Genomic DNA, 26,005 nt, shown 5'->3' on the forward strand with positions numbered 1-26,005 from the left:
CGGCGGGCTCAGCCGGTCAGCCGCGCCCGCACGTCGTCGACGATCCGGTCGGCGCCGAGCACCCCGATCCCCACCATCCAGGTCTCGTCCTCGACCTCGTGCACCCGGCCGGTGCGAACGGCGGGTGCGTCGCCCCACAACCGGGTCACCGCACCCCGGGCACCTGCGGTCGGGTCACCGGCCCGGTCGGTGAAGAACACGACGTCGCCGTCGATCTCCGAGGCCAGCTCCGGTCCGACCTCCCGCATCGAGTACTCGTCCCAGGCGCGGTCGCCCAGGTCGAAGCCCATCGTGGTCAGCACCGACCCGGAGAAGCTGTCCGGGCCGTAGAGCCGGAACGCCTCCGGTCGGAACCGCACGATCGACGCCGTCCGCCCGGACGCGCCGACCTCCTCGCCCACCTGTTCGGCGCGCAGGCGCCACCGGTCGAGCAGGTCCTCCATCTGCCCGGTGCGCTGCACCGCGGCCGCGGTGATCCGGGCCTGCTCGGTCCAGTCCGTGCCGCTGCCCACCGAGAACACGGTCGGGGCGATCCGCGCGAGCTGCGTGTGGAGCGGGGTGTGCCGCACGGCCGAGCCGATGATCAGGTCGGGCTGCAGCGCCGCGACCGCCTCGAGATCGGGCTCGCTGATCGAGCCGACCGGACGGGTGCCCGTGAGGCGGTCGGCGAGGTAGGGCGGGAACCCGGCCCCGGCCGCCGACTCGCTCGCCCCGACCGGGACGACCCCGAGCGCGACCAGCGCGTCCAGGTGCGGGGAGTCCAGGACCACGACCCGCGACGGTTGCGCCGTCAGCCGCGTCTCCCCCATCGCGTGGGTGACCGTGTACCCGCGCTCCGCGGACGGGGCGGGCTCGGGCGCGGCGGCGCACCCCGCCACCACGAGCAGGAGCGCGGACAGGACGGCGGTGGTCGCCGCCGTCGTCACAGTTCGGATCTTCGGCACGGAGGGAACGTACCGGACAAGTGAGGGTAGGCAAACCTTGGTTACTGGTCGAGCTGTGCCGCCGCCCACCCGGTCACGACCTCGTGCAGCCGGTCGTGCTGCTTCTTCAGGCCGTGGTCGCCGTCCAGCAGCACCACCTGCCGGTCGGCCTCCTCGGCCGGGACGCCGAAGCGGTCGCCGCGGCCCTGCACCACGAGCACCGGCACCCCGGCGCCGTCGAGCTCCGGGGCCCGGGTCCGCTCCGGGCGGCCCGGCGGGTGCAGCGGGAAGGCCAGGCACAGGACCGCGGCCGCACCGGCCGTCGTCGCCGTGCGGCAGGCGACGCGTGCGCCGGAGCTGCGGCCGCCGACGACCAGCGGGCCGTCGTGGCCGGGCCGCACCGCCGCGACGACGGCGAGCCACGCCTCGTCGAGGTGCCCGGCCGGGGCGGGGGCCCGCCGGCCCGCGACCCGGTAGGGCTGCTCGACCAGGCCGACGTCGAACCCGGCGGCGGTGGCCGCCGCGGTCGCGGTGACCAGGTCGGGGGCGTCGACGCCGCCGCCCGCGCCGTGCCCGAGCAGCAGCAGCCCGCGCGGGGACCCCGCCCGGTGCAGGGTCACCCGGGCCGGGCCGCGCGGGGTGTCGACCTCGCGCGCCGCGGTCACGAGAGCAGGTCGAGCTGGATCGGCTCGGTCACCTGGTCGTCGGGGAGCCGGTCGAGCAGCTCGGGCGCGTTGTTGCGGACGTTGTTGACCTGCGGCGAGACCGGCCGGATGTCCAGGGTCGCGACCAGCTCCGGCGACGGCGGGACGAGCAGCCGGGTCACCCCCTCGTCGCCGGTGCCGCGGTCCGGGTCCAGCCAGTCCGACCAGTCGTCGGGGCGCAGCACCAGCGGCATCCGATCGTGCACCTGGGCCAGCGGGCCGACCGCCCCGGTGGTGAGCACGCAGGCGGTGACCAGCCCGTCCGGGTACTTCTCGGTCAGCTCGTCGCCCTTCGGGCGCCAGAACTCCCAGATGCCCGCCATCGCCATCGTGGCGCCGTCGGCGTAGTGGGTGAAGTACGGCTGCTTGGTCGGCTTGCCGGTCCCTCCCTGGGACTTCGGGACGGCGTCGTGGCGCTGCCACTCGTACCAGCCGTCCATCGGGAACAGGCAGCGCCGCGACGCGGCCGCGCGCCGGAACGCGGGCTTCTCGGTGATCGTCTCCGACCGGGCGTTCACCATCCGCGCGCCCGCCGACGGGTCCTTCGCCCAGAACGGCACCAGCCCCCAGCGCACGGTGCGCAGCGACCGCTCGGTGGTGTCCCGGTCGGGCTCGCCGCTCCCGTCGCGGGGGTGGCGCTCGACCACCACGGTGATGTCCTTGGTCGGCGCCACGTTGTAGTCCGGACGCTGCGAGGTCTCCTGCGTCGCGTCGACAGCGTGGAACTCGTCGGCCAGGTCCGCGGGGGCCTTGGTGGAGGCGTAACGGCCGCACATGCGCCCCATCCTCCCACGTGGGGAAGGATGGAGGCGTGAGCAACTGGACCGCCCCCACGCCCGGGTCGCCGGTGACCGGCACCGTCACCGTCCCCGGGTCGAAGTCGGTGACCAACCGTGCGCTGCTGCTCGCCGGCCTGTCCGGCGGCGACGTCCGGGTCGACGGCGCCCCGCCCACCCGCGACACCGCGCTGATGACCGGGGCGCTCGCCGCGCTCGGCGTCCCGGTCGCCACCGACGGCGACACCGTGCGGATCGGCGCGCACCCCGGGCTGCGCGGCGGCACTCCCGAGGCGCCCGCCGAGGTCGACTGCGGGCTCGCCGGCACGGTCATGCGGTTCGTCCCCCCGGCCGCGGCGACGGCGTCCGGGGCGGTCCGCTTCGACGGCGACCCGCGCGCCCGGGAGCGCCCGATGGGCACCGTGCTGGACGCGCTGCGCGCACTCGGTGCCACCGTGTCCTACGACGGCGCCGCCGACGCGCTGCCGTTCGTGCTCGACGGCGGCCCGATCCGGGGTGGCGAGGTGACGATCGACGCGTCGGCGTCGTCGCAGTTCGTGTCCGGGCTGCTGCTGTCCGGGTCGCTGTTCGAGCGCGGCGTGACCGTGTTCCACGACGGGAAGCCGCTGCCGTCGCTGCCGCACATCGCGATGACCGTGGAGATGCTGCGCGCGGCCGGGGTGGTCGTCGACGACGCCGAGCCGAACACCTGGCGGGTCGAGCCCGGCCCGGTCGCGGCGCGGGACTGGTCGGTCGAGCCCGACCTGTCGAACGCCTCGGTGTTCCTCGCCGCGGCCGTCGTGACCGGCGGGCGGGTCACCGTGCGCGGCTGGCCGGACGAGACCACCCAGCCCGGCGTCGACGTCCTGCCGGTGCTGGAGCAGTTCGGCGCCACGGTCACGCACACCGCCGACGGCCTCACCGTGACCGGGCCGGACCGGCTCACCGGCGTCGACGTCGACCTGCACGACGCGGGCGAGCTCGCCCCCACCGTCGCCGCCGTCGCCGCGCTGGCGTCGGGCACCTCGCGGCTGCGCGGGATCGGGCACCTGCGGGGCCACGAGACCGACCGGCTCGCCGCCCTCGCCACCGAGATCACCGCGCTCGGCGGCGCCGTCACCGAGACCGACGACGGCCTGGTGATCGAGCCGAAGCCGCTCACCGGGCGCTCCGACCGGCCCTGGGGCGCCTACGCCGACCACCGGATGGCCACCGCCGGCGCGATCATCGGGCTGGTGGTGCCCGGCGTCGAGATCGACGACGTCGCGAGCACCGACAAGACCATCCCGGACTTCCCCGGACGCTGGGCCGCGCTGCTCGGGACCCGTGTGGACGGCTGAGCAGGGTGCCCCGCGACATCAGCAGGCTCGACGAGTCCGACGTCCGTGTCCGCCCCGGACGGCGCGGGAGCCGGCCGCGCAGCAAGCGCAGGCCCGCGCACGCCGACGCGACCCGCGCGATGGTCACCGCCGTCGACCGGGGACGGTGGACCTGCGCGGTCGACGCCGACCCGGGCCTGCCCCAGGTCGTCGCCATGCGGGCCCGCGAGCTGGGCCGGACGCCGGTCGTCGTCGGGGACCGGGTGGACCTCGTCGGGGACCTGTCCGGTGAGCCGGACACCCTCGCCCGGATCGTGCGGGTCGCCGAGCGCGACACCGTGCTGCGCCGCACCGCCGACGACACCGACCCCTACGAGCGGATCGTCGTCGCGAACGCGCAGCGGCTGATCGTGGTCACCGCCGTCGCCGACCCGGTGCCGCGCAGCGGGTTCGTCGACCGCTGCCTGGTCGCGGCCTTCGCCGGTGGGCTGCAGCCGGTGCTGTGCCTGACCAAGTCCGACCTCGCCGACCCGGAGCCGTTCGCGGCGCAGTACCGCGAGCTCGGCGTGCCGGTGCTGGTGACCGGGCGCTCGGAGTCCGGGCCGCCGTCCGGGCTGGACGCGCTGCGCGAGGAGCTGTCCGGGCGGCTGTGCGCGCTGGTCGGGCACTCCGGGGTCGGCAAGTCCACCCTGGTCAACGCGATCGTCCCGGCCGCGACCCAGGCCATCGGACGGGTGTCGGGTGTGGGGAAGGGACGGCACACGACCACCGCGGCGCTGGCGTTCCCGCACGCCGAGGGCTGGGTCGTCGACACCCCCGGGGTGCGCTCGTTCGGGCTCGCCCACGTCGGCGCGGACGACGTCGTCGCCGCGTTCGGCGACCTGGCGACCGCGATCGAGGACTGCCCGCGCGGCTGCGGGCACCTCGGGCCGCCCGCCGACCCGGAGTGCGCACTGGACGACCTGGTCGCCTCCGGTGCACTCGGAGGGGGCAGACTCGAGGCGTTGCGCCGCGTGCTGGTGGCGCTGGCGAGCGACAGGTTCTGACCATCACGACGACGGCCGGGGAGCGGGTAGTGCCGGGACGGCGCGCGATGACGCTGCTGCTGTGCGGGGCGGTGCTGGTGCCCGGGCTGACCGGCTGCGCCTGGCCCGGCTCCTTCGGTGACACCCCCGCACCGCCCGCCGCCGCACCCGCCGCCCTGCCGAAGTACTACGACCCGGCGCCGCTGATCACCGACGTCCGGGCCCGTACCCGGCTCGACGGCGGCTCGACGCTGTCGGTGGCGGGCACCCTGACCCACGACGGCACGACCGTCCCGGTGACCGGCGACGGCGCCCTGCGGGTCGACCGGGCCGGGGACGCCCCCGCGGTGCGGCTGCTGCTGCGCTCGGGGCCGTCCGGCACGGTCGCGCAGAGCACCGAGATCATCCGGATCGGCGGGCGCACCTGGCTGCGCCCCGGCGACGGCGGCTGGGGCGAGGCCGGGCGCGTCCCGCTGCCCCCGGAGCAGATGACGCACGCGACGCTCGCCGCGAACGTCGCCGCCGGCGTCGACCCGCTGGGGGCGGTGGCCCGCTACCCGGACGCGGTGCTCGTCGCCGACGCCGCCGACGACGCCGTCGACGGCATCCCGACCGTGCACTACACGCTGGTCGTCGACCTGGTCCGGGCTGCGGCGACCGAGACCGACCCGGCGCGCCGCACGGCGCTGCAGGCCCAGCAGCGGGCCGGGCTGACCCGGCTGAGCGCGGAGATCTGGGTCGACGCCGAGCGCAGGCCGCTGCGCAGCCGGGTCCGCCAGCAGCTCCCCGACGGCGCGGCGCTCGACGTCCTCGTCCGCTACGACGGCTGGGGCGCCCCGATCACCATCGAGCCGCCGGTCCGCGGCTGACCCGGGGCCCTCAGCGGCGGAACGCCAGGTCGAGGCCGTCGACCGGCCAGGTGCAGCGGTAGAGCCGCCCCCACCCCGACGAGGTGACCCAGGCCTCGCGCGACCCGGCGCCGGCGAAGCAGATGTTCGTGACGTGCGGGTCGTGCTCGGGCGGCGCGACGGTGCCGAGCAGCTCCCCGGCCGGGGACAGCACGCTGACCTCGCCGGAGACCAGGGTGGCGACGCAGACGTTCCCGTCGCCGTCGACGGCGAGCGAGTCGAGGTTGCGGAACCCGGCGAAGCCGTGCAGCAGCCGGGCGTCGCCGGGGCCGGGCGGGCCGGGCAGCTCCGGGGGCGCGCCGAGCTCGCCGGGGCCGGTCACCGCCCAGCACCAGACGCGGCCGGTGGCGGTCTCGGCGCCGTAGAGCCGTGACCCGTCCGGGGACAGGCCCACGCCGTTCGGGGTCATGAGCGGGTGCACGACCTCGGTGAGCGCCGAGCCGTCGGGACGGGCGTGGTACAGCCCGCCGAGGTCGACCTCGCGGGGGCGGCGCTTGCCGAGGTCGGTGAACCAGAACGTGCCGTCGGCGGCGAAGACGATGTCGTTGGGGCCGCGCAGCCCGTCGTAGAGCACCGAGGAGCCGCCGGTGTCGGGGTCGACACGCAGGATCGCGCCGCCGCGGTAGTCCTCGGGCTGGTTGCCCGGGTACACGGTGCCGTCGGGGCGGGTGTGCCAGGTGAAGCCGCCGTTGTCGCAGACGTACACGGCGCCGTCCGGGCCGATCGCGGCGCCGTTCGGGCCGCCCCCGGTCTCGGCGACGGTGACGTGGCCGCCGTCGGGCAGCACCCGGGTCAGCCGCCCGGCCGCGATCTCGACGACGAGCACCGACCCGTCGGACAGCGCCACCGGGCCCTCCGGGAACGCGAGCCCCCGGGTCACCTCGTGCAGCTGCGGCGCGACGAACGCCATACCGGCCTCCGATCCGGGTTACGGTCCGGTGCATGAGCGAGCGTGTCCGGACCACCGTGGACGACGGCGTCGCCGAGGTGCGGCTCACCCGCCCGGAGCGCCGCAATGCCCTCGACGTCGCCCAGTTCACCGCGATCGTGCACGCCGCGGAGGCGCTGCGCGACCGCACGGACGTCCGCGCGGTGGTCCTCTCGGCGGACGGGCCGGACTTCTGCGCCGGGCTGGACCGCGACATGTTCCGCGCCATGCGCTCCGGTGAGCGGCTCTCGGCCACCGCCGAGCTGCCCCCGCCGCGCGACGGCTCCCCGGCGCACGCGACCGGGCAGCGCGCCGCGTACGTCTGGGCGGAGCTGGACGTGCCGGTGGTCGCCGCCGTGCAGGGGCACGCGCTGGGCGGCGGGCTGCAGATCGCGCTGGGGGCGGACCTGCGGATCGTCGCCCCCACCGCGACGCTGTCGGTGCTGGAGATCGTGTGGGGCCTGGTGCCCGACATGGGCGGCACGCTGCTGCTGCCGCAGCTGGTCGGGCGGGACGTCGCCCGCGACCTGACCTTCACCGGGCGCACGGTGTCCGGCACGGAGGCCGTCGCGCTGGGGCTCGCGACCCGCACCGCCGAGGACCCGCGGGCGGCCGCGCTGGCGACCGCCCGCGAGATCGCCGCCCGCAACCCGCACGCCGTGCGTGCGGCGAAGCGGCTGCTCGCGGCGCCCCGCCCACCTGCCGAGCAGCTCGCCGCCGAGCAGGCCGAGATCGGTGCGCTGATCGCGAGCCCGAACCAGCGCGAGGCGGTGACCGCGCGGCTGGAGGGGCGGGACCCGGTGTTCGCCGACCCCGCACCGGGGCCGGCCGGGACGGGCTGACCGCCCGCGGGGCTCAGCCCAGCTCGACGAGGAACGGCAGCTCGGTGCCGTCGTACCAGGCCAGCTCGTGGTCCTCGGCCTCGCCGACGAGGAACTCGGCGTCCATGTCGCCCAGGTCGGCCTTGTCGACCGCACCGGCCGCCTCCCGGACGGCGTGCTCGGCCTCCGGCAGGTCCACGTGCACGGCGGCGATCTTCGACACCGGCACCGGGCCGGTCACCCGGACCGCGCCGTCGTCGAGGTCGGGGCGCAGGGTGACGTCGTCGGTGTCGGCGGACACCACGACCCGGCGGGCGGGGGTGTCGTCCTCGCCCAGCCCGAACTCGACCGACAGCAGCCGCAGCGACGCCCGCGCCGCCTCGTTCATCGCGGCGTACTCGAGCTCCTCGTCGTCGCCCGCGGTGTAGGACTCGCGCAGCTTCGGGGTGAGAGCGAACGCGGTGCCGCCCAGCGGCTCGAAGTTCCCGGTCTTCACCGTGCGGGCCAGCATCGGCCAGGTCGCGGGGAGGTAGATCCTCAACGGTCCTCTCCTCTGACGGGGGTCATCCCGTCTGTCGCAGTGTCTCGAGGAGCTCCTCGAGTGACTCGTCCACCATCCCGGCGAGCACGTCCAGGTCGCCCATGGCGTCCCTGTCCCCGTTCAGCCCGTAGTACACACCACCGTCGTAACTGGTCAGGCCGATGGAGACGGCCTGCCCCTTCGCCAGCGGCACCACCGGGAACATCTCCAGCATCCGCGCCCCGGCCGCGTAGAGCGGGAACTGCGGGCCGGGCACGTTGGTCACGACCAGGTTGAAGAAGTGCCGGGCCATGCCGTTCGCGGCGCGCGCGCCGACGGCGTGCAGGGTCGGCGGGGCGAACCCGCCGATCCGGACCAGCGTGTCGGCACCGACGGCGTCGCCGGTGTCGGTGTGCTCGCGCATCTGGTGGGTGACCTGGTGCAGCCGCACCAGCGGGCTCGGCTCGCCGACGGGCAGGTCCACCAGGAACGACGCGACCCGGTTCCCGAGCGACCCGCCGGTGGCCGAGCTGGGTACGTCGCCCTCGCCACGCACCGACAGCGGCACCAGCGCCCGCACCGACGACGACCCGGCGACCGGCTCGCCGCGCGACATCAGCCACGTGCGCAGGGCACCGGCGATGACGGCGAGCACCACGTCGTTGACGTCGCAGCCGTAGGCGGCGCGGACCTTGCGGTAGTCCTCCAGGTCGGTGCGGGCCATCGCGAACCGGCGCTGGGTGGAGATCTCGGCGTTCAGCGGCAGCCCGGGCGCGCGGCGGCCCGCGGTGCGGGCCATGTTCAGGACCTTGCCCGCGGCCCCGGCGAGCTTGCCGACGGTGGCCAGCGCGTCGCCCGCGGCGACCCGGACGTTGTCCACGATCTCGGTGGGGCGGGTGACGGCCTCGGAGATCGCGTCGAGCACGAGCTGGCCGTCGGTCGGCTCCGGGCGCGGCATCCACAGCTCGTCCGGGGTGTCCCGCGGCTCGGCGGACACGTCCAGGATGACCTGGCCGATGTCGATGGCGGAGATGCCGTCGACCATGGCCTGGTGGGTCTTGGTGAGGATCGCGACGCGTCCGCCGTCAGCGGACCCGGCCGGGGCGAGGCCCTCGATGAGGTACATCTCCCACAGCGGACGGGTGTGGTCCAGCGGGCGCGACATCAGGCGCCCGACCAGCTCGGTCAGCTGCTCCTCGCTGCCCGGACGGGGCAGTGCGGAGCGGCGCACGTGGTAGGCGATGTCGAACTCGGGGTCGTCGACCCACACCGGGCGCGCGAGGTTGCCCGGGACGTGGCGGACCTTCTGCCGGTAGCGCGGCACCAGCGCGATGCGCTGCTCGATGAGCTCGACCAGCCGGTCGTAGTCGAAGCCGTCGTCGGGGCGGTCGAACACGGCGACCCCGCCGACGTGCATCGGTGTGGTCGCCTCCTCCAGGTACAGGAAGGACGCGTCGAGTGCGGAGAGCCGGGACGGCATGGCCGCGATCCTACGTGCGACGCTTCTCCCCGTGAGCGATGCAGGTGCGGTCTCCCCGAAGGACCGGTTCATCACGGTCTACGGCCGCAAGCCCGTCCTGGAGGCGCTGGCCGACCCCGACCTGGAGGTCGACAAGGTCGTGCTGGCCGACACGGTGCGCGGGGGCGGCGAGCGCGAGATCACCGCGGCCGCCCGCGGCCGCGGCGTGCCGGTGCAGCGCGCGACCGCGCAGCGAGTGAAGGTGCTGGCCGGCAACGGGCGCCACGACCAGGGCGTGCTGGCCGACGTCGTCGCCCCGCGGATGTCGCCGCTGGAGCACTTCCTGTCCGACCTGGGCACCCGGCGGCCGGCGTCGGTGCTGGTGCTCGACGCCGTCACCAACCCGTCGAACGTCGGGATGATCCTGCGCAGCGCGACGGCCGCCGGTCTGGACGGCGTGCTGCTGCCCCGCCGCGGGGTGCCCGCCATCGACCCGCTGGTGATCAAGGCGTCGGCCGGGGTGGCGTTCGCCGCGCCGGTGCTGCGCTGCGCCACCGCCGCCGAGGGCGTCGACCTCATGCACGCGGCCGGGTTCGGGGTGTTCGGGCTCGACGCCGGCGGCGACTCGCTGCTGGAGGCGTCGCTCCCGCCCCGGGTCGCGCTGGTGCTGGGCAACGAGACCGACGGCCTGACCGAGGACGTCCGTTCCCGGCTCGACGGGATCCTCTCGCTGCCGATGTACGGCGGGGTGGAGTCGCTCAACGTCGCCTCCGCCGGAGCCGTCGCCGCCTACGAGCTGCTGCGCCGACGCTGACCGGTCACCTAGTGTCGGGGCGATGGTGCGCCGTCGCATTCCCCGCCCGTCCGAGCTGGCGCCGCTGCTGCGGCCGGCCCCGTTCACCCTGGACCGCACGGCGGCCCGGCTCGCCCGCGCGTCGAGCATCGGTGATCTGCGCGAGCTAGCCCGGCGACGCGCGCCGCGGGCGGTGTTCGACTACACCGACGGGGCCGCCGAGGACGAGGTGAGCCTGCGCCGGGCCCGCGAGGTGTGGGCCTCGGTGGAGTTCTCGCCGACCGTGCTCACCGACGTCTCGCGGGTGGACACCGGCCGGGAGATCCTGGGCGGGCGCTCGTCGCTGCCGTTCGCACTGGCCCCGACCGGCTTCACGCGGATGATGCACACCGAGGGCGAGCGCGCGGTCGCCGCCGTCGCCGCGCGGGCCGGCATCCCCTACGCGCTCTCGACGATGGGCTCGACGACGATCGAGGGCGTCGCCGAGGCCGGGCGCGGCGGGCGGCACTGGTTCCAGCTCTACCTGTGGCGCGACCGCTCGGTCGCCCACGAGCTCGTCTCCCGGGCGCGGGAGGCCGGCTACGACACGCTGCTGCTCACCGTGGACACCCCGGTCGGCGGCAACCGGCGCCGCGACGCCCGCAACGGCCTGTCCATCCCGCCCGCGCTGTCGCTGCGGACCTTCGTCGACGGCGCCCGCCACCCCCGCTGGTGGTTCGACCTGCTCACCACCGAGCCGCTGACGTTCGAGTCGCTCGCCGCGGGCGGCGGCAGCCCCTACGAGGTGATCAACCGGGTGTTCGACCCGGCGCTGACCCTCGACGACGTCACCTGGCTGCGCGGGGCCTGGCCCGGGAAGCTGGTGGTCAAGGGCGTCCAGTCGGTCACCGATGCCCGCCGTGTCGCCGACGCGGGCGCCGACGGCGTGCTGCTGTCCAACCACGGCGGACGGCAGCTGGACCGGGCCCCGGTGCCCGCCGAGCTGATCGAGCCGGTGGTGCAGGAGCTCGGCGACGACGCGGAGGTCCTGGTGGACACCGGGATCACCCACGGCGGCGACGTCGTCGCGGCCGTCGCGCTCGGCGCCCGCGCGGCGCTGGTGGGCCGCGCCTACCTGTACGGGCTGATGGCCGGTGGCGAGGCCGGGGTGTCCCGCGCGGTGGAGATCCTGCGCGCCGAGGTGGAGCGGACGATGCAGCTGCTCGGCGTCACCCGGGTGGACGAGCTCCGCCCGGAGCACGCCCGGCTCCGCTCGGCGACCGGCGGCCACCATCACCCGAACGAGCGACGGCCCGGCACTGCGCCCCGGCGCTGACGGGGCCAGCATGGGGCGCATGAGTTTCCTGGACAAGGCCAAGGAACTGCTCGGCAAGCACGACGACAAGGTCGACCAGGCCCTGAACAAGGTCGGCGACGCGGCCAAGCAGAAGTACGGTCACGACGGTCAGATCGACACCGCGACCAAGTTCGCCCGCGAGCGGACCGGTGCCGGTGACACCGCCGCGCCGCCGCCCCCCGGTCAGCCGGGTCCGGACGGCCAGGCCCCGCCGCCGCCCCCGCAGCAGTAAGCAGGGCACGACCGGTCCGGCCACCGCCGGGCTGCCCACGAGGCGCCGTCCGCACGTTGCGGGCGGCGCCTCCGCATGTCCGGGGGTGTGCCGGCTGCGCCACAGACCGCCCCGGGGCTCAGCCGCGGGCGGGCACCCCGAGCAGGACCTCCAGCTCGCCGAGGGTGGTCGCGGCACCGGTGTGGTGCACCCCGACCGCCCCGGCCGCGGCGGCGCCGCGCACGCACGCCCCCATGTCGTCGACGACGACGCAGTCCCCCGCGGGCAGGCCCAGCTCCGCCGCGGCGGCGGCGAAGGAGTCCGGGCTCGGCTTGCGGGCCCCGCGGACCGCACCGAGCAGCACCGTGCCGAACGCCGCGGCGACCTCGTCGGGCACCGCGTGCGCGCCGGAGAACAGCGCGGTGCGGATCCCCGCGGCCGCGGCGCGACGGGCGTAGGCGAGCAGCAGGGCCCCGTCGGCGGGGTCGTCGAGCACCCCGCCGTAGTCGACGATCAGGCCACGCAGGGTCCGGGTGTCCGCCACCCGGCCGACGGTACCGAGTGTCGCCGCCTCCCGGGGCGCGCCGCGGCTGGGTGCTGCTGCTTCGCCGCTCGACCGCCGCGGCTCAGTCGATGGCCCGGCGCAGGAAGCCGCGGATCCCCAGCAGGGTGAACAGCACGATCGCCGCCACCGGGACGAGCACGCACACCCACAGCGGGATGTGCGGGACCTGCGGCACCAGCGACGCGCGGATCCCCTCGCTGACGTAGGTCAGCGGGTTCACCGCCGACAGCACCTGGAACCAGCGCAGGTCGGCCAGGGTGAGCCACGGGTACTGCACCGAGCCGGTGAACAGCAGCGGCGTGAAGATCACCGCGAACAGGATGTTGATCCGCCGCGGCGGCACCGCGGTGCCGATGGTGAGCCCCATCGCCGCACCGAGCAGGCTCCCGAGCACCACCATCAGCAGCGCGGGGGCCAGCCCCTCGGCAGGCCACCGGATGTCGATCATCGCGAAACCGATGGGCACCATCAGCAGGCTGGCGAGCAGGCCGCGCAGCCCCGCGAAGGCGATCTTCTCGACGGCGACGGCCCACACCGGCATCGGCGCGAGCAGCCGGTCGTCGATCTCCCGGGTCCAGGACAGCTCGAACACCAGCGGCAGCGTCACCGCCTGCAGGGCGCCGAACATCGCGTTCAGCGCGATCAGGCCGGGCAGCATGATCTGCCCGTACTCGGGTGACACGAAGCCGCCGCGGCCGAGGACCACGACGAACACCAGCAGGAAGAAGAACGGCTGCACCAGCGTCTGGGCGAGGAACGAGGGCAGCTCCCGGCCGGTGACGAACAGGTCGCGGCGCAGCACCGCCAGGAAGGCACGCCCGGTCATCGCAGGTCCCTGCCCGTCAGGTCGATGAACACGTCCTCCAGCGTCGCCTGCCCCAGGCTGACGTCGCGCACCGTGGCGCCGTGCCGCCCCAGCAGGTCGACGGCCGGTGCCAGCAGCGCCGCTGGCTCCGCGGTGACCGACAGCCGGAACGCCGACACGGTGCCGTTCTCCCCCGGGCCGCGGCCCGGCGGGGTCTCGGCACGCGCGACACCGCCCAGCCCGGCCAGCGCCGCGCGCAGCGTCTCCGCCGCACCGGGCCCGTGGTCGGCGACGATCTCCACGGTCGCGCTGCCCGGCAGCGACCGGACCAGCGCATCCGGGGTGTCCAGCGCGAGCAGCCGCCCGTGGTCGACGATCCCGATCCGGTCCGACAGCTTGTGCGCCTCGTCCATGTCGTGGGTGGTGAGCACGACGGTCACGCCCTCGTCGCGCAGCCCGCTGATCTGGTCGTGGACGAACAGCCGGGCCTGCGGGTCCAGGCCGGTCGAGGGCTCGTCGAGGAACAGCACCTCCGGGGAGTGCATGAGCCCGCGGGCGATCATGACGCGCTGCGCCTGGCCGCCGGACAGGTCGTCGGCGACGGCCTTCGCCTTGTCGGTCAGCCCCATCCGCTCCAGCAGCTCGTCGGCGCGGCGGTTGCGCTCCGCCCGCCCGACGCCGTGGTAGGCGGCGTGGAAGACCAGGTTGTCGCGGACGCCGAGGGACCGGTCCAGGTTCTGGCGCTGCGGGACGACGGCCAGCTTCGCGCAGACGGCGACGGCGTCGGCGCGCACGTCGAGCCCGGCGACCCGGGCCGTGCCCGAGGTCGGCACCACGCGGGTCGTGAGCACGCCGACGGTCGTGGTCTTCCCGGCGCCGTTGGGCCCGAGCAACCCGAACACCTCGCCCTCGGCCACCGAGAACGACAGGCCGTCGACGGCGTTGCCCTTCGCCTTCGGGTACCGCTTCACCAGGTCGACCACCTCGACCGCGGTCCGTCCCATCGCACTCCCCCGCCGATCACGTCACGTCGGACCGATCCTGCTCCAGGTCGGCGATCACCGCGAGCAGGTAAGCGCGGACGGCGTCGTCGAGCCCGTCCCCCGGCTCCCGCAGCCACGGTCCGCGCCCGTCGGGGCGGGCGGCGCGCCACCGCTCCCGCCCGGCGTCGGTGAGCGCGACGAGCCGGACCCGCCGGTCCGCCGGGTCCCCGCGGCGGGCCACCAGCCCCGCCGCCTCCAGCGCGTCGACGACCGGGGTCAGGCTGGTCGGGGCGACCCGGACCCGGGCGGCGAGCTCGCGCTGGGCCAGCCCGCCGCACCGCTCCAGCACGTCGAGGACGGCGAACCCGGTGACACCGAGGCCGTGGCCCCCGGTCCGCCGCCGGCGTTCGGCGAGCACCGCCGCCCCGGCCCGGACGACGAGGTCGGCCAGCGACTCCGCGGGCCCGTCCACCGGGTCGGGAGCGGCGACGAGACGGGGCGGGGTGAGGTCGATGCGTCCCGGTGGGTGGGGTGCGGGCATCGCGGGAGGGTAGGACGCGGCGGGGCCCGGCGGGGGCGGTCGGGCGGGGCCGGTCGCGTTCGTGAACACCGGCTCCCACCGGGCGGCGGGTCACGAGCGCGGCGCCGTACCGCTCGTATCCGCGGCTCCGTCGGGGCACCGGAGCACGCCGGCCGGACGTGCGCCCTCGGATCGTGCGGCACCGGATCGTGCGGCACCGGACGATCCGGTGGCGGATCCGGGCCGGCCCCCGTCGCGGCCACCGGGGCCGTCGCAGTCTGGCGCGGTGACCATGACGACGACCGACACCGCCCCGGCGGAGGGTGCCTCCGGCCCGCGGACCGACACGGCCCCCGGGAGCGGCTCCGGGCCGCTCCGGGTCCAGGCCCCCGCCGACGTGCCCGAACCGCTCGCACCGGGGGTCGTCGTCGTCCTGCCCGGTGGGTTCCGGATGTCCTCCGGACCGGCGCCCGCACCGCGGGAGGCGGTCCGCCCCGTCCCGGTGCCGACGGTGCCCGAGGACGTCTCCCCGGCCGACGTCGAGCGGGTCCGGGTCCCGGCCGCCGGGATCGTCCGGCTGGTGACCGAGGTGCTCGCGGGGCGCCGCCCGCCGGACGGGGTCGCCGCCGTCACCACCCCGGCGGTGCGCCGCTACCTGACCGCGGCCCGGATCGTGCACCCGGCGCGCCCGTCCCGTGGCCGGTCGGGCCCCGGAGGACGGGTCGGTGCCCCCGGCTGCGGGAGCCCGAACGGCTCGACCGCGCGCCGGGCGCCGCGGGTGCACATCGGCCTGCCCCGGCCGGACGTGGCCGAGGTCTGCGCGACCGTCACCGTCGCCGGGCGGGTGCGGGCCCTGGCGCTGCGGCTGGACCGGGCACCGGACGGCCGGTGGCTCGCCACCGCCGTCCGGCTCGTGTGAGGCGCGACGCGGCCGAGCCCGGCCGGGTGCGGATCCCCGTCGCAGCGGGACCTGCTGCGTGCCCCGGCTCGTGCGGGGCGTCGCGACCACGGGAACCGGCACGACCGCGACCGCGGGAACCGGCGCCGCCCGGCGGGAGACCCCCGCCGGGCGGCGCCCGGAGCTCAGCGCCGCCGGCGGGCCTTCTCCGCACGGCGCCGCTCGGCGCGGTTGACGCCGTCGTCGCCGTTCGGGGACGCCCCGTTGCCGCGGGCCGGGACCTGGTGGCGACCGGTACGCCCGGTGCCCGGGGCCGCCGCCCCGCCCTCGCCGCGACGCGCGACCCCGCCGTCCTCGCCCGGGCCGCTGTACTGCAGGTTCTGCGGCGGGCTGGTGCGGAACAGGTTCGGCAGGACCACGGTGGACTCGGCGGGGTCCTCGGCCGGGACCCGGCGCACGACCGGGATCTCGGTCGTCTCCGGCTCGGCCTCCTGGACGGGGGCGGCCGGCTGCTGCACCTGGACGACGACGTTGAACAGGTGCCCGATCGTCTCCTCCTTGATGCCCTCGAGCATCGCGGCGAACATGTCGAAGCCCTCGCGCTGGTACTCGATCACCGGGTCGCGCTGGGCCATGGCCCGCAGCCCGATGCCCTCCTTGAGGTAGTCCATCTCGTAGAGGTGCTCGCGCCACTTGCGGTCGATGACCTGCATCAGGACCTGGCGCTCGAGCTCGCGCATGCCGCCCTGCGGGCCGATGAGCGCGTCGATCTCGGCCTCGCGCCGGGCGTAGGCGGTCTCGGCGTCGGCGAGGATGACCCGCTCGAGCTCCTCGGCCGACAGGTCGTCGATGTCGTCGGCGACGGTGCGCCAGTCGAGCTGGATCGGGTACAGACCCTTGACCGCCGTCCACAGCTTCTCGAGGTCCCAGTCCTCGGAGTAGCCCTCGGCGGTGGCGCCGACGACGTAGGCGTGGATCACGTCCTCGAGCATGTTGCGGGTCTGACGCTGCACGTCCTCGCCGTCGAGGACCCGGCGGCGCTCGTCGTAGATGACCTTGCGCTGCTGGTTGAGCACCTCGTCGTACTTGAGGACGTTCTTGCGGATCTCGAAGTTCTGCTGCTCGACCTGGGTCTGCGCGCTGCGGATCGCGCGGGTGACCATCCCGGCCTCGATCGGCACGTCGTCCGGCAGGTTGAACCGGTTCATGATCGACTCGACGACCTGGCCGTTGAAGCGGCGCATCAGCTCGTCGCCGAGGGACAGGTAGAAGCGGGACTCGCCCGGGTCGCCCTGACGGCCGGACCGGCCGCGCAGCTGGTTGTCGATGCGGCGGGACTCGTGGCGCTCGGTGCCGAGCACGTAGAGCCCGCCCGCGGCGCGGACCTCGTCGGCCTCGGCCTTGACCTGCTTGCGCATGCGGTCGAGCACCGCGTCCCACGCGGCCTCGTACTGCTCACGGGTCTCGACCGGGTCGAGGCCCTGGCTGCGCAGCTCCAGGTCGGCGAGGAACTCGGGGTTGCCGCCGAGCATGATGTCGGTACCGCGACCGGCCATGTTCGTGGCGACGGTGACGGCGCCCGCGTGCCCGGCCTGGGCGATGATCTGCGCCTCACGCGCGTGGTTCTTCGCGTTGAGCACCTCGTGCGGCACACCGCGGCGCAGCAGCAGCTTCGCCAGGTACTCGGACTTCTCGACGCTCGTCGTGCCGATCAGGACCGGCTGGCCCTTCTCGTGCTTCTCGGCGATGTCGTCGGCGACCGCCTCGAACTTCGCGGGCTCGGTCTTGTAGATCAGGTCGGCCTGGTCGGCGCGCACCCGCGGCCGGTTCGGCGGGATCGAGACGACCGACATCTTGTAGATCTCGTGGAGCTCGGCGGCCTCGGTCTGGGCCGTACCGGTCATGCCGGCGAGCTTGTCGTAGAGCCGGAAGAAGTTCTGCAGCGTGATCGTCGCCAGGGTCTGGTTCTCCGGCTTGATCTCGACGCCTTCCTTGGCCTCGATCGCCTGGTGCATGCCCTCGTTGTAGCGACGACCGGCGAGCACACGGCCGGTGAACTCGTCGACGATCAGGACCTCACCGTCGTTGACGATGTAGTCCTTGTCCTTCTTGAACAGCTCCTTGGCCTTGACCGCGTTGTTCAGGTAGCCGACCAGCGGGGTGTTCGCGGACTCGTAGAGGTTGTCGATGCCGAGCTGGTCCTCGATCAGCGCGACACCCTCCTCGGTGATGCCGACGGTGCGCTTGCGCTCGTCGACCTCGTAGTGGATGTCCTTGGACAGCATCGGCGCGAGCCGCGCGAACTCCTGGTACCAGCGGGCGCTCTGCTCGGCCGGGCCGGAGATGATCAGCGGCGTGCGGGCCTCGTCGATGAGGATCGAGTCCGCCTCGTCGACGATGGCGAAGTTGTGCCCGCGCTGGACCATGTCGGCGGTGTTCCACGCCATGTTGTCGCGCAGGTAGTCGAAGCCGAACTCGTTGTTCGTGCCGTAGGTGACATCGCAGGCGTACTGCTCGCGGCGCTGCGCCGGGGTCATCTCCGACAGGATCACGCCGACGGTGAGACCGAGCCAGCGGTGGATGCGGCCCATGGTCTCGGAGTCGCGCTTGGCGAGGTAGTCGTTCGTGGTGACCACGTGCACGCCGTCGCCGGGCAGCGCGTTGAGGTAGACGGCCAGCGTCGAGGTCAGGGTCTTGCCCTCACCGGTGCCCATCTCCGACACGTTGCCCATGTGCAGGGAGCCGGCGCCCATCAGCTGCACGGTGAACGGGCGCTGGCCCAGCGTGCGCTGGGCGGCCTCGCGCACCGTGGCGAAGGCCTCGGGCAGCAGGTCGTCGAGGGACTCGCCGTCGGCGTGGCGACGGCGGAACTCGTCGGTCTTGGCGCGCAGCTGCGTGTCGGTGAGGCCCTCGAAATCGGGCTCCAGTCCGTCGATGTGCGCGGCGATCCTCGCGAGCCGCTTCACCAGCTTGGTCTCGCCGGCCCGGAGGAGTCGACTCAGGAAGGGCACTGCCGACCTCATTCACGTCGCGGTCAGGACACGGGGCCTCCCACCACGGTCTCCGCGCCGCGACCCGGTGCCGCGGGCGGCACCGGCACGGCACCGCCGCCGCACGGCGGGCCGACCCCGTCGTCCATGGTACGGGCACCGGCGACGGTGGCCCGCGCCGCGGCGGGGAGGCGTTCCCCGCCGCGGCCCGGGCACCGTCGGGCGCGGGTGGTCAGCCGTCGAGCCGGATCACGCCGTAGTCGTAGCCGCGGCGGCGGTAGACGACCGAGGCACGGCCGGTCTCGCTGCAGGCGAACATGTAGAAGTCGTGGCCGACGAGCTCCATCCGTGACAGCGCCTCGTCGACGCTCATGGGTGTGGCCGGGTGGGACTTCTCGCGGACGATGCGCCCGGGCCGGTACTCGGCCTCCCACTGCTGCTCGAGGCGGACCAGCTCGTCGTCGGTCAGGGACTCGTCGTGGCTGCGCGGTGCGGGGATGGTGTCGGTGACGGGAGGGGCCGCTTCCATCAGCGCGACGGCGGAGGCGTCGGCGGCGGCGCGGGAGGCGGCCACGCGGTCGCGGCGGCTGGGCTTGCGGCGGTCGTGGGAGCGGCGCAGCCGTTCGGCGAGCTTGCCGACGGCCATGTCGAGTGCGGCGTAGAAGTCGGCGGCGGAGGCCTCGGCGCGGGCGACGGCTCCGCAGCCGCCGCGCCCGGTGATCTCGACGCGCTGGCAGGACTTCTGCTGACGGCGGTTCGGCTCGTGGAAGAGCTCCACCTCCATTCCGACGATCTTGTGGTCGTGGCGTTCCAGGCGGCTGAGCTTGTCCTGGACCAGGCCACGGAAGTGCTCCGGCACCTCGACGTTCCGGCCGGTGACGACGATCTCCACTCGAACATCCCTCGCTTCAGTCGTGCTGAACCCGGGACCCGACGACGGCCCCGGGGGGTGGGCTCGCGGTCGTTCCTCCTGATGTGGTAGCGGTCGGAGTTCAGCCGACGTTATCGGGAAATCCGCCTCCGGGACAGGTCGTTCGCCGACCCGTCGGGCGGACACCCTGGCGCCATCGGACGCGGTGTGCGACGGCCCTGCGGCACCCGGGTGACCCAACGCCGCCGGGGCGGCGCGCTCACCTCCGGATCGCGCTCCCGGCTACCACTGTGGACGACGGACCGGGACACCGGCGGACCCGCCCGATCGTGTGACCGCCATCACAGCCGACCGTCCGGTCGGCGCCGTCGGGCCGAGGCGTCGGCGAGCACCACGGCGCCCACGGCGGGCAGTCCGGATGCGGCGAGCACCGCCCCGCAGGCCCGCAGGGTCGCCCCGGAGGTCACGACGTCGTCGACCAGCAGTACCGCCTCCCCCGGGGCCGCAGGCACCGGCTCGCGGCCGCGGGCCGGGTGCAGCGCCGAGGCCAGGTTCGCCGCCCGTCCCGCGCCGTCGAGCCCCACCGAGTCCCGGGCGCGGCGGTGCAGGGCCAGGACCGCGTCGGTGCGGGCCGGCAGCCCGGCCACGGTCAGCAACGGCGCCAGCGCCCGGCACAGCCGCAGCACGTGGTCACCGCCGCGCACCCGGGCCGCCGACGGCCGGGACGGGGCGGGCACCAGGCGCACCGCGGCCGGGTCCGGCGTCCCGTCGGCCCGCGGCGCGAGCACCGCCGACACCGGGCCGACCAGCAGCCCGGCCAGGTCCGGCGCCAGGTCCCGCCGGCCGCGCTCCTTGTACGCCAGCACGGCCCGGCGCAGCGGCCCGCGGTAGCGCCCGGCCGCCGCGACCCGGCCGGCTCCTGCCACCCGGACCGGCACCGGGCCCGCCGTGTCCTGCGCGCAGGCCGGGCACCAGCCCCCGCTACCGGGCGGCCCGGCACCACAGCCCCCGCAGGTCCGGGGCAGGAGGAGGTCCAGCAGGGCGGCGGCCGGGGACGGGGCTCGGGTCGGGGTCACGGCTCCGATACTCGCCCCCGGCACCGTCGCCGCGGCCCCGCCGGAGCCCGCCCGGGCCGGGTTGTCCACAACCGCCGGAGTTGTCCACAGGCCGGGGATCCGGCCACCGGGACGCGCTCAGCCGGGGTAGAACGGCTGTGCGGCCGCTCCGGTCCCGCCCGCCTGCTGCCAGGCGTCGAACTCGCCGCCGGAGTAGCTCCACAGGCCGGTCCGGTCGGTCACGTACAGCGGGCGCCCCTCGGCGGCGGCCAGCGCCCCCAGCGGCGCGGTCAGGTTCGTGCCGGGTATCTGGTCCAGCCGCAGACCGTCGGCGCTCACCTCGGACATGGGGCGGTCTGAGTCCGACGCGACCACGATGCGGTCCGCGGAGTGCCAGTCGATCGACACCACGTCGTCGAGGTCCCCGGGGCGCAGCCGCCGCAGCGGCCCGACGGCGACCTCGCCGTCGTCGAGCGGGACGATCGGGCCGACGAGCAGCGCACCGTCGGCGACGACGGCGATCCGGCCGCCCTCGCGCGCCAGCGCGATGTCCCCGATCCGGCCGAGCGGCGTCAGCCTGCCCGCGTCCACCGCGCCCTCGACCGGCGGCCCGGACGGCGGGACGAGGACCCGGCGCAGCCTGCCGTTCACGACCGCCCAGATCTCGTCGCCCGCCCCGTTCCAGCTCAGCGAGCGGACGTCGGCGCCGGACACCGGGGTGGCGGTGAGCTCCCCGCCCAGCGGGCCGGTGAGCAGCCGCTGGGTGCCCGTCGACTCCCGGGACACGACGGCGATCCGCCCGCTGCGCGCGGACGCGGCGGCCTCGGTGATGTCGAACGAGCCGTTCCCGGCCTGCCCGGCGACCGGTGCCGCCACACCGGTCGCGCTGAGCTGGCGGACCCGGCCGCCGTCGACGACGTAGGGGAACGCGGGGGCCCGGCCGGGGCCGGCGACGAGGTCGGCCTGGTCCGCGGCCGACACCGTCGGCGTGCCGGGGACCAGCGGTCCGCCGTCGGCCAGCAGCTCCACCCGCGGCACGCCCACCCCGCCGAGGGTCTGCGCGACCTGCGCGGCGAGCAGCCCCCGGTCCTGCGGGGACAGCCCCGACACCCCGGTCAGCTCGATCGACGCGGTGCCCGCCGCGGGATCGGTGGTGGCCGAGCGGATCCGCGCGGTCGCCGGGAACATCGTCACCGCGGCCCCGGCCAGGCCGGTGGACGGCCCGCGCAGCAGCACGTCGACGGCGTCCATCGCGAGCTCACCGGGACGCCCGCTGCGGATGTAGTGCCCGTCGGGCAGCAGCATCCGGCGGACCGGGTCGACGAACCAGGCCTGCAGGTCGCGGTAGTGCGAGCGGAAGTCCGACAGCCGGACCATCACCCCGGGCGGTGGCCGGTCGATCCGCCAGTGCTCGCCCTCCCGGACGACGCCGACGTCGACCTCGACCCGCTGCGGGGAGGACTCGAACGCCCCGCCCGGCCCGACCGTGCCCAGCCGGGTGCCCCGCACCCGCACCGTCACCCGGTCCGGGCCCGGTGTGCCGTTGTCCGGGGACACGACGGTGTCGAACCGCTCGTCCAGGACCGTCAGCGACGCCGCGTCGTCCCAGTCCGACGCCGACGCCGACAGGTAGCGGCGGGCCTGCGCGTGCCGGTCGTCGGGCGAGCCGGAACGGTAGACGAACCCGCGGACCAGGCCGAGCGGCTCGTCGTCCTCGATCGGGCCGCTCAGGTTCTGCTCGGCCGCCTGCTCGCCCTGGCGCAGCACCTGCACGTCGGACTGCTGGGGCACCGTCGCGCACCCGGCGACGACGGCGGCGGCGACCGTCACGACCAGCGCCGCCAGCGCACGCCGGGCGGTCACCGGTCGCCGCCCGGGTCGATGATGGCGCGCTCGGCGGGCTGCATCGGCGCGTGCTCCTCGGGGCGCAGCCGCCACAGGTCCTCCTCGCGCAGGTCGCGGCCGATCCCCTGCGGCGGGGTCGGCACCGAGCTGCCGTTGCGCCGGTCCCCGGCCGCGGCGGCGGGCGGGCCGAGCGGTAGCGGCGAGGCGGTGATGTGCCCGCCCACCTCGCGCGGCAGGGTCAGCCGGAACGCCGAGCCATTGCCCGGCTCGCCCCAGGCCTGCAGCCAGCCGCCGTGCAGCCGGGCGTCCTCGATGCTGATCGACAGCCCGAGCCCGGTGCCGCCGCTGCGCCGGGCCCGCGACTCCTCGGCCCGCCAGAACCGGTTGAACACCAGGTCGGCCTCGCCGGGCCGCAGCCCGACGCCGTGGTCGCGCACGACGACGGCGACCGCGGCGTCGTCGCCGGCCACCGTCACCTCCACCGGGCGGCCCTCGCCGTGGTCGATCGCGTTCGCGACGAGGTTGCGCACGATGCGCTCCACCCGGCGCGGGTCGGCCTCGATCAGCTCGCCCGCCGGCAGATCCAGGACGAGGTCGGTGCCGGCGTCGGCGGCGATGCCGCGCACCGCGTCGGACGCCCGCCGCACCACCGCGGACAGGTCAACCCGTTCGGCACCCAGCTCGGCCACGCCGGCGTCGAGACGGGAGATCTCCAGCAGGTCGGCGAGCAGCTCCTCGAACCGGTCGAGCTCGGTGACCAGCAGCTCGGAGCTGCGGCGCAGCGCCGGGAGCAGCTCGTCACGGGAGGCGTAGAGGACGTCGGCGGCCATCCGCACGGTGGTCAGCGGCGTGCGCAGCTCGTGGCTGACGTCGGAGGTGAACCGCCGCTGCAGCGCCCCGAACTCCTCGAGCTGGGCGATCTGCGCGGCGAGGCTGCCCGCCATCTCGTTGTAGGACTCGGCGAGCCGGGCGACCTCGTCCTCGCCGCGCACGGCCATCCGCTCGTCGAGGTGTCCCCCGGCGAAGCGTTCGGCGACGTCGGCGGCGTGCCGGATCGGGCGGACCACCTGCCGGGTGACGAGGCTGGCGATCGCGGCCAGCAGCACCAGCAGCACCAGCCCGCCGACGATCAGCGTGCTCTGCACCAGCCCGAGGGTCAGCTGCTCGCCGTTGAGCGGGAACAGCAGGTAGAACTGCAGCTCCCGGCCCGCAGTGGCGATCTTCTGCCCGATGACGAGGTTCGGGACGCCGTCGACGGTCGTGTACTGGCGGTTCAGGCTGTCCAGCGACCCGCGGGCGGTGATGTCCTGCTGGCGCGCGGTGATCTGGCCGACGTCGCCGGCGGACACCTCGGGCCCGTTCGCCGACCCGGTGGTCAGCGCGGCGCTGAACTCCCCGGCCGTCCCGGCCCGGCCGGGGCCGGTGGTGTCGGTCAGCCGCTCCAGGGCGGTGTCCAGGGTCTCCTGCACGCCCTCGCGGTCCGGGTCGACGCTCGCCAGCTGCCCCTCCAGGACCTGCCGGTTCGCGTCCGACTGGGAGATCGCGGCGTCGAGCTTGCTCTGCAGCAGCCGTTCGGCGATCTCGCTCTGCAGCACCAGACCGAGCACCAGCACGACCGCCGACGACAGCGCCAGCGTCGAGGTGACCACCCGCAGCTGCAGCGACCGCCGCCACGCCGCGGCGATGAGCACGCCCAGCTCGTGGGCCTGCACCCGCAGCGGGCCCAGCGCGCGGGCGACCCGCCGGGCGCCGGGCAGCCGGGCCAGCCGGGTGCGGAGTCCGCGGCGCCGCGTCACCACGGCCGGTGCACCACCCGCGGCGCGCCGGTCACGGAGGACCGGCCTTGTACCCCACCCCGCGGACGGTCAGGACCACCTCGGGGCGCTCCGGGTCGCGCTCGACCTTCGACCGGAGACGCTGCACGTGCACGTTCACCAGACGGGTGTCCGCGGCGTGCCGGTAGCCCCACACCTGCTCGAGCAGGACCTCGCGGGTGAACACCTGGCGCGGCTTGCGGGCCAGCGCGACGAGCAGGTCGAACTCGAGCGGGGTCAGCGCGATCGGCCGGCCCTCCCGGGTGACCTGGTGCGCGGGCACGTCGATGTCGATCTCGCCGATGGACAGCTGCTCGGCGGGCTCGGCGTCGTTGCGGCGGACCCGGGCCCGGATCCGCGCGACGAGCTCCTTGGGCTTGAACGGCTTCACGACGTAGTCGTCGGCGCCGGACTCCAGCCCGAGCACGACGTCGACGGTGTCGCTCTTGGCCGTCAGCATGACGATCGGGACGCCGGACTCCGCCCGGATCGCCCGGCACACGTCGATGCCGTTCATGCCGGGCAGCATCAGGTCGAGCAGCACCACGTCCGGCTGGGTGTCCCGGACGGCGGGCAGTGCCCGCGTCCCGTCGGACACGACCGCTGTCTCGAAGCCCTCGCCCCGCAGCACGATGGTGAGCATCTCGGCCAGGGCCGGGTCGTCGTCGACCACCAGTACGCGCGACTTCATGGACGTCACTATCCCAGCCCCGTGATCAGCACCGGTGCAGCAGGGCGGGCACGAGGGCCGACGGTGCCGCGGCGGGGTCGTCGAGCACCGTCCAGCGGCTCAGCCAGGACCGCGCCGCCAGCTCCCGGTAGACGGCGTCGGTGCGGGCCTGCAGGCCGTCGTCGCTCTCGTAGGCGTCGCGGGCGCGGCCGGGCTCGGTGGCCGCGCGCGACCTCGCCCGCTCCGCGGCGACCTCCCGGGGCGGTGCCAGCAGCAGCTGGTGGCCGGGCACCGGGATGCCGAACCGGTCGATCTCCAGCGCCCGGACCCAGCCGACGACCTCGCCGTCGGCGTCCTGGCCGAGCCGGGCGGCGCTGTAGGCGGCGTTGGAGGCGACGTAGCGGTCCACGAGCACGACGTCGTGCGCGGCGAGCGCCGCGCGCAGCCCGGCCGCGGCGGCCCGGCGGTCGAGCGCGAACAGCACCGCCATCGCGTGCACCGAGGAGGCGAGGTCGCCCATCCGGCCGTAGAGCGCGTCGCGGGCCAGCTCGGCGTGCACGTCGTCGTCGTAGCGGGGGAAGGCCGTCGTGGTGACCGAGGCGCCGTGTGCGCGCAGCTCGGCGACGAGCCCCGTGGTGAACGTGTGCTTGCCCGCACCGTCCAGTCCCTCGACGACCACCAGTTCCCCCACGGCGGTCGAGCGTAGGTCAGGCGCCCAGCGCCGAGACGGTGGGCCAGGTCGTCGCGAAGCCCGGGTGCAGGTCCAGCTCACCGAGCCGGTCGGTGCGCACCCAGCGCAGCTCGGTGCTCTCCGCGCCGCGCACCCGGACCGGCGGCGCGTCCGGCGTCCGCACGACGACGGTGGTGTAGCTCCAGCCGCCGTGGTCGTCGACGAACTCCTCCACCGGCGCCAGCCCGGCGACGGCGAGGGTGCTCTCCTCGGCCGCCTCGCGCAGCGCCGCCCGCACCGCGGACTCCCCCCGGTCCCGGGCACCGCCGGGGATCCCCCAGGTGCCGCCGTGGTGGCTCCAGGACGCCCGGTGCTGCAGCAGCACCCGGTCGACGCCCGCCGGGTCGGCGTCGTCACGGTGGCGCACGAGCAGCCCGGCCGCGCCGAACAGGCCCCAGTGCCGGTGACCCCGGGCGCAGTGCACCCAGCCGTCACCCGACCCGATCTCGATCGTCATCCCGACGGTGACCCCCTGGTACGCCGACGGCGCGGCGCCCCGGATGGGACCCCCGCGCCGTCGGACGGAGAACGCGGTA

General features: G+C 75.4%; 26 protein-coding genes. 8 read left to right on the plus strand and 18 right to left on the minus strand.

The window, feature by feature from the left end:
- Positions 1–8: 8 nt before the first annotated feature.
- The 3 genes from KPL60_RS26350 to KPL60_RS26360 are packed head-to-tail and all read right to left on the minus strand — an operon-like array spanning position 9 to position 2,403.
- On the minus strand, positions 9–944 hold the full coding sequence (locus KPL60_RS26350) for an ABC transporter substrate-binding protein (RefSeq protein WP_226367523.1): 936 nt from the start codon (positions 942–944) through the stop codon (positions 9–11).
- A gap of 41 nt (positions 945–985) precedes the next feature.
- Positions 986–1,588 carry an alpha/beta family hydrolase gene (locus KPL60_RS26355; protein ID WP_226367524.1) on the minus strand — a complete coding sequence of 201 codons (603 nt, stop codon included), beginning with the start codon at positions 1,586–1,588 and terminating at the stop codon, positions 986–988.
- Positions 1,585–2,403 (minus strand): SOS response-associated peptidase, encoded by an 819-nt coding sequence (locus tag KPL60_RS26360; RefSeq protein WP_226349986.1) that lies wholly within the window; start codon positions 2,401–2,403, stop codon positions 1,585–1,587. The genes KPL60_RS26355 and KPL60_RS26360 overlap by 4 nt, the downstream gene beginning before the upstream one ends.
- Before the next feature lie 35 nt (positions 2,404–2,438).
- Here KPL60_RS26360 and aroA point away from each other — a divergent pair, with 35 nt between their 5' ends.
- From aroA to KPL60_RS26375, 3 genes are read left to right on the plus strand one after another with little or no spacing between them, the layout of a single operon-like run.
- Positions 2,439–3,743, plus strand: coding sequence for a 3-phosphoshikimate 1-carboxyvinyltransferase (gene aroA / locus KPL60_RS26365; protein ID WP_226349985.1), 1,305 nt, complete (start codon positions 2,439–2,441; stop codon positions 3,741–3,743).
- Positions 3,740–4,768 carry a ribosome small subunit-dependent GTPase A gene (rsgA, locus tag KPL60_RS26370; protein WP_255656771.1) on the plus strand — a complete coding sequence of 343 codons (1,029 nt, stop codon included), beginning with the start codon at positions 3,740–3,742 and terminating at the stop codon, positions 4,766–4,768. The genes aroA and rsgA overlap by 4 nt, the downstream gene beginning before the upstream one ends.
- Positions 4,769–4,815: 47 nt before the next feature.
- On the plus strand, positions 4,816–5,616 hold the full coding sequence (locus KPL60_RS26375; protein ID WP_226349984.1) for a hypothetical protein: 801 nt from the start codon (positions 4,816–4,818) through the stop codon (positions 5,614–5,616).
- Between the two features lie 10 nt (positions 5,617–5,626).
- Here KPL60_RS26375 and KPL60_RS26380 read toward each other — a convergent pair whose 3' ends face one another.
- Complete coding sequence (locus tag KPL60_RS26380; RefSeq protein ID WP_226367525.1) at positions 5,627–6,565, minus strand: SMP-30/gluconolactonase/LRE family protein; 939 nt, start codon at positions 6,563–6,565, stop codon at positions 5,627–5,629.
- A gap of 32 nt (positions 6,566–6,597) precedes the next feature.
- Here KPL60_RS26380 and KPL60_RS26385 point away from each other — a divergent pair, with 32 nt between their 5' ends.
- Positions 6,598–7,425, plus strand: coding sequence for a crotonase/enoyl-CoA hydratase family protein (locus tag KPL60_RS26385; RefSeq protein WP_226367526.1), 828 nt, complete (start codon positions 6,598–6,600; stop codon positions 7,423–7,425).
- A gap of 13 nt (positions 7,426–7,438) precedes the next feature.
- On the opposite strand, the gene KPL60_RS26390 is transcribed toward KPL60_RS26385, so the two are convergent.
- On the minus strand, positions 7,439–7,945 hold the full coding sequence (locus tag KPL60_RS26390; RefSeq protein ID WP_073576326.1) for a hypothetical protein: 507 nt from the start codon (positions 7,943–7,945) through the stop codon (positions 7,439–7,441).
- A 22-nt stretch (positions 7,946–7,967) separates the two neighbouring features.
- Positions 7,968–9,404, minus strand: a complete 1,437-nt coding sequence (locus KPL60_RS26395) for a wax ester/triacylglycerol synthase family O-acyltransferase (RefSeq protein ID WP_226349981.1) — start codon at positions 9,402–9,404, stop codon at positions 7,968–7,970.
- Here KPL60_RS26395 and KPL60_RS26400 point away from each other — a divergent pair.
- The 3 genes from KPL60_RS26400 to KPL60_RS26410 are packed head-to-tail and all read left to right on the plus strand — an operon-like array spanning position 9,403 to position 11,744.
- A complete protein-coding gene (locus KPL60_RS26400; RefSeq protein ID WP_226349980.1) occupies positions 9,403–10,197 on the plus strand; it encodes an RNA methyltransferase in 795 nt (264 codons plus the stop codon). The two genes, KPL60_RS26395 and KPL60_RS26400, sit on opposite strands and share 2 nt — an antisense overlap.
- A gap of 22 nt (positions 10,198–10,219) precedes the next feature.
- Entirely contained in the window at positions 10,220–11,491 is a 1,272-nt protein-coding gene (locus tag KPL60_RS26405) for an alpha-hydroxy acid oxidase (RefSeq protein ID WP_226367527.1), read from the plus strand.
- 19 nt (positions 11,492–11,510) lie between these two features.
- A complete protein-coding gene (locus tag KPL60_RS26410; protein WP_226367528.1) occupies positions 11,511–11,744 on the plus strand; it encodes an antitoxin in 234 nt (77 codons plus the stop codon).
- 118 nt (positions 11,745–11,862) lie between these two features.
- Here KPL60_RS26410 and KPL60_RS26415 read toward each other — a convergent pair whose 3' ends face one another.
- The 4 genes from KPL60_RS26415 to KPL60_RS26430 form a co-directional block, all read right to left on the minus strand.
- A complete protein-coding gene (locus KPL60_RS26415; protein ID WP_226367529.1) occupies positions 11,863–12,267 on the minus strand; it encodes an HAD-IA family hydrolase in 405 nt (134 codons plus the stop codon).
- Positions 12,268–12,349: 82 nt separating this feature from the next.
- Positions 12,350–13,114 (minus strand): ABC transporter permease, encoded by a 765-nt coding sequence (locus KPL60_RS26420; RefSeq protein WP_226367530.1) that lies wholly within the window; start codon positions 13,112–13,114, stop codon positions 12,350–12,352.
- The gene (locus tag KPL60_RS26425; protein WP_226349977.1) at positions 13,111–14,097 is read right to left on the minus strand and encodes an ABC transporter ATP-binding protein; all 987 of its coding nucleotides are present in this window, start codon (positions 14,095–14,097) and stop codon (positions 13,111–13,113) included. Before KPL60_RS26425 ends, KPL60_RS26420 begins: the two co-directional genes overlap by 4 nt.
- Positions 14,098–14,113: 16 nt before the next feature.
- Complete coding sequence (locus KPL60_RS26430; RefSeq protein ID WP_178376072.1) at positions 14,114–14,617, minus strand: MarR family winged helix-turn-helix transcriptional regulator; 504 nt, start codon at positions 14,615–14,617, stop codon at positions 14,114–14,116.
- A gap of 271 nt (positions 14,618–14,888) precedes the next feature.
- Between KPL60_RS26430 and KPL60_RS26435 the strand changes: the two genes are divergently transcribed.
- Positions 14,889–15,515, plus strand: a complete 627-nt coding sequence (locus tag KPL60_RS26435) for an Rv3235 family protein (RefSeq protein ID WP_226368241.1) — start codon at positions 14,889–14,891, stop codon at positions 15,513–15,515.
- A 164-nt stretch (positions 15,516–15,679) separates the two neighbouring features.
- Here KPL60_RS26435 and secA read toward each other — a convergent pair whose 3' ends face one another.
- The 8 genes from secA to KPL60_RS26475 all read right to left on the minus strand — a co-directional run bounded on the left by secA (position 15,680) and on the right by KPL60_RS26475 (position 25,926).
- Positions 15,680–18,505 (minus strand): preprotein translocase subunit SecA, encoded by a 2,826-nt coding sequence (gene secA, locus KPL60_RS26440; protein ID WP_226367531.1) that lies wholly within the window; start codon positions 18,503–18,505, stop codon positions 15,680–15,682.
- 211 nt (positions 18,506–18,716) lie between these two features.
- Positions 18,717–19,376, minus strand: coding sequence for a ribosome hibernation-promoting factor, HPF/YfiA family (hpf, locus tag KPL60_RS26445; RefSeq protein WP_062397537.1), 660 nt, complete (start codon positions 19,374–19,376; stop codon positions 18,717–18,719).
- Positions 19,377–19,696: 320 nt separating this feature from the next.
- Positions 19,697–20,431, minus strand: coding sequence for a ComF family protein (locus KPL60_RS26450; RefSeq protein ID WP_226367532.1), 735 nt, complete (start codon positions 20,429–20,431; stop codon positions 19,697–19,699).
- Between the two features lie 117 nt (positions 20,432–20,548).
- Positions 20,549–22,273, minus strand: a complete 1,725-nt coding sequence (locus KPL60_RS34895; protein WP_226367533.1) for an LpqB family beta-propeller domain-containing protein — start codon at positions 22,271–22,273, stop codon at positions 20,549–20,551.
- Entirely contained in the window at positions 22,270–24,054 is a 1,785-nt protein-coding gene (mtrB, locus tag KPL60_RS26460) for an MtrAB system histidine kinase MtrB (protein WP_374203644.1), read from the minus strand. Before mtrB ends, KPL60_RS34895 begins: the two co-directional genes overlap by 4 nt.
- A 28-nt stretch (positions 24,055–24,082) precedes the next feature.
- Complete coding sequence (gene mtrA, locus KPL60_RS26465) at positions 24,083–24,760, minus strand: MtrAB system response regulator MtrA (protein ID WP_020622190.1); 678 nt, start codon at positions 24,758–24,760, stop codon at positions 24,083–24,085.
- A gap of 25 nt (positions 24,761–24,785) precedes the next feature.
- Entirely contained in the window at positions 24,786–25,430 is a 645-nt protein-coding gene (locus tag KPL60_RS26470; RefSeq protein WP_226349971.1) for a dTMP kinase, read from the minus strand.
- Between the two features lie 16 nt (positions 25,431–25,446).
- Positions 25,447–25,926, minus strand: coding sequence for an NUDIX hydrolase (locus tag KPL60_RS26475; RefSeq protein WP_226349970.1), 480 nt, complete (start codon positions 25,924–25,926; stop codon positions 25,447–25,449).
- Positions 25,927–26,005 lie beyond the last annotated feature (79 nt).

The organism is Pseudonocardia sp. ICBG162 (assembly GCF_020496225.1).
GTDB classification, from domain to species: Bacteria; Actinomycetota; Actinomycetes; order Mycobacteriales; family Pseudonocardiaceae; genus Pseudonocardia; species Pseudonocardia alni.

Bases quoted from the DNA above. Each gene is read 5' to 3' on its own strand.
- KPL60_RS26360 (WP_226349986.1), bottom strand. From the start codon at position 2,403: ATGTGCGGCCGTTACGCCTCCACCAAGGCCCCCGCGGACCTGGCCGAC.
- KPL60_RS26375 (WP_226349984.1), top strand. From the start codon at position 4,816: ATGACGCTGCTGCTGTGCGGGGCGGTGCTGGTGCCCGGGCTGACCGGC.
- KPL60_RS26380 (WP_226367525.1), bottom strand. From the start codon at position 6,565: ATGGCGTTCGTCGCGCCGCAGCTGCACGAGGTGACCCGGGGGCTCGCG.
- KPL60_RS26385 (WP_226367526.1), top strand. From the start codon at position 6,598: ATGAGCGAGCGTGTCCGGACCACCGTGGACGACGGCGTCGCCGAGGTG.
- KPL60_RS26400 (WP_226349980.1), top strand. From the start codon at position 9,403: ATGGCCGCGATCCTACGTGCGACGCTTCTCCCCGTGAGCGATGCAGGT.
- KPL60_RS26395 (WP_226349981.1), bottom strand. From the start codon at position 9,404: ATGCCGTCCCGGCTCTCCGCACTCGACGCGTCCTTCCTGTACCTGGAG.
- KPL60_RS26405 (WP_226367527.1), top strand. From the start codon at position 10,220: ATGGTGCGCCGTCGCATTCCCCGCCCGTCCGAGCTGGCGCCGCTGCTG.
- KPL60_RS26410 (WP_226367528.1), top strand. From the start codon at position 11,511: ATGAGTTTCCTGGACAAGGCCAAGGAACTGCTCGGCAAGCACGACGAC.
- KPL60_RS26420 (WP_226367530.1), bottom strand. From the start codon at position 13,114: ATGACCGGGCGTGCCTTCCTGGCGGTGCTGCGCCGCGACCTGTTCGTC.
- KPL60_RS26425 (WP_226349977.1), bottom strand. From the start codon at position 14,097: ATGGGACGGACCGCGGTCGAGGTGGTCGACCTGGTGAAGCGGTACCCG.
- KPL60_RS26430 (WP_178376072.1), bottom strand. From the start codon at position 14,617: ATGCCCGCACCCCACCCACCGGGACGCATCGACCTCACCCCGCCCCGT.
- KPL60_RS26435 (WP_226368241.1), top strand. From the start codon at position 14,889: ATGACGACGACCGACACCGCCCCGGCGGAGGGTGCCTCCGGCCCGCGG.
- mtrA (WP_020622190.1), bottom strand. From the start codon at position 24,760: ATGAAGTCGCGCGTACTGGTGGTCGACGACGACCCGGCCCTGGCCGAG.
- KPL60_RS26475 (WP_226349970.1), bottom strand. From the start codon at position 25,926: ATGACGATCGAGATCGGGTCGGGTGACGGCTGGGTGCACTGCGCCCGG.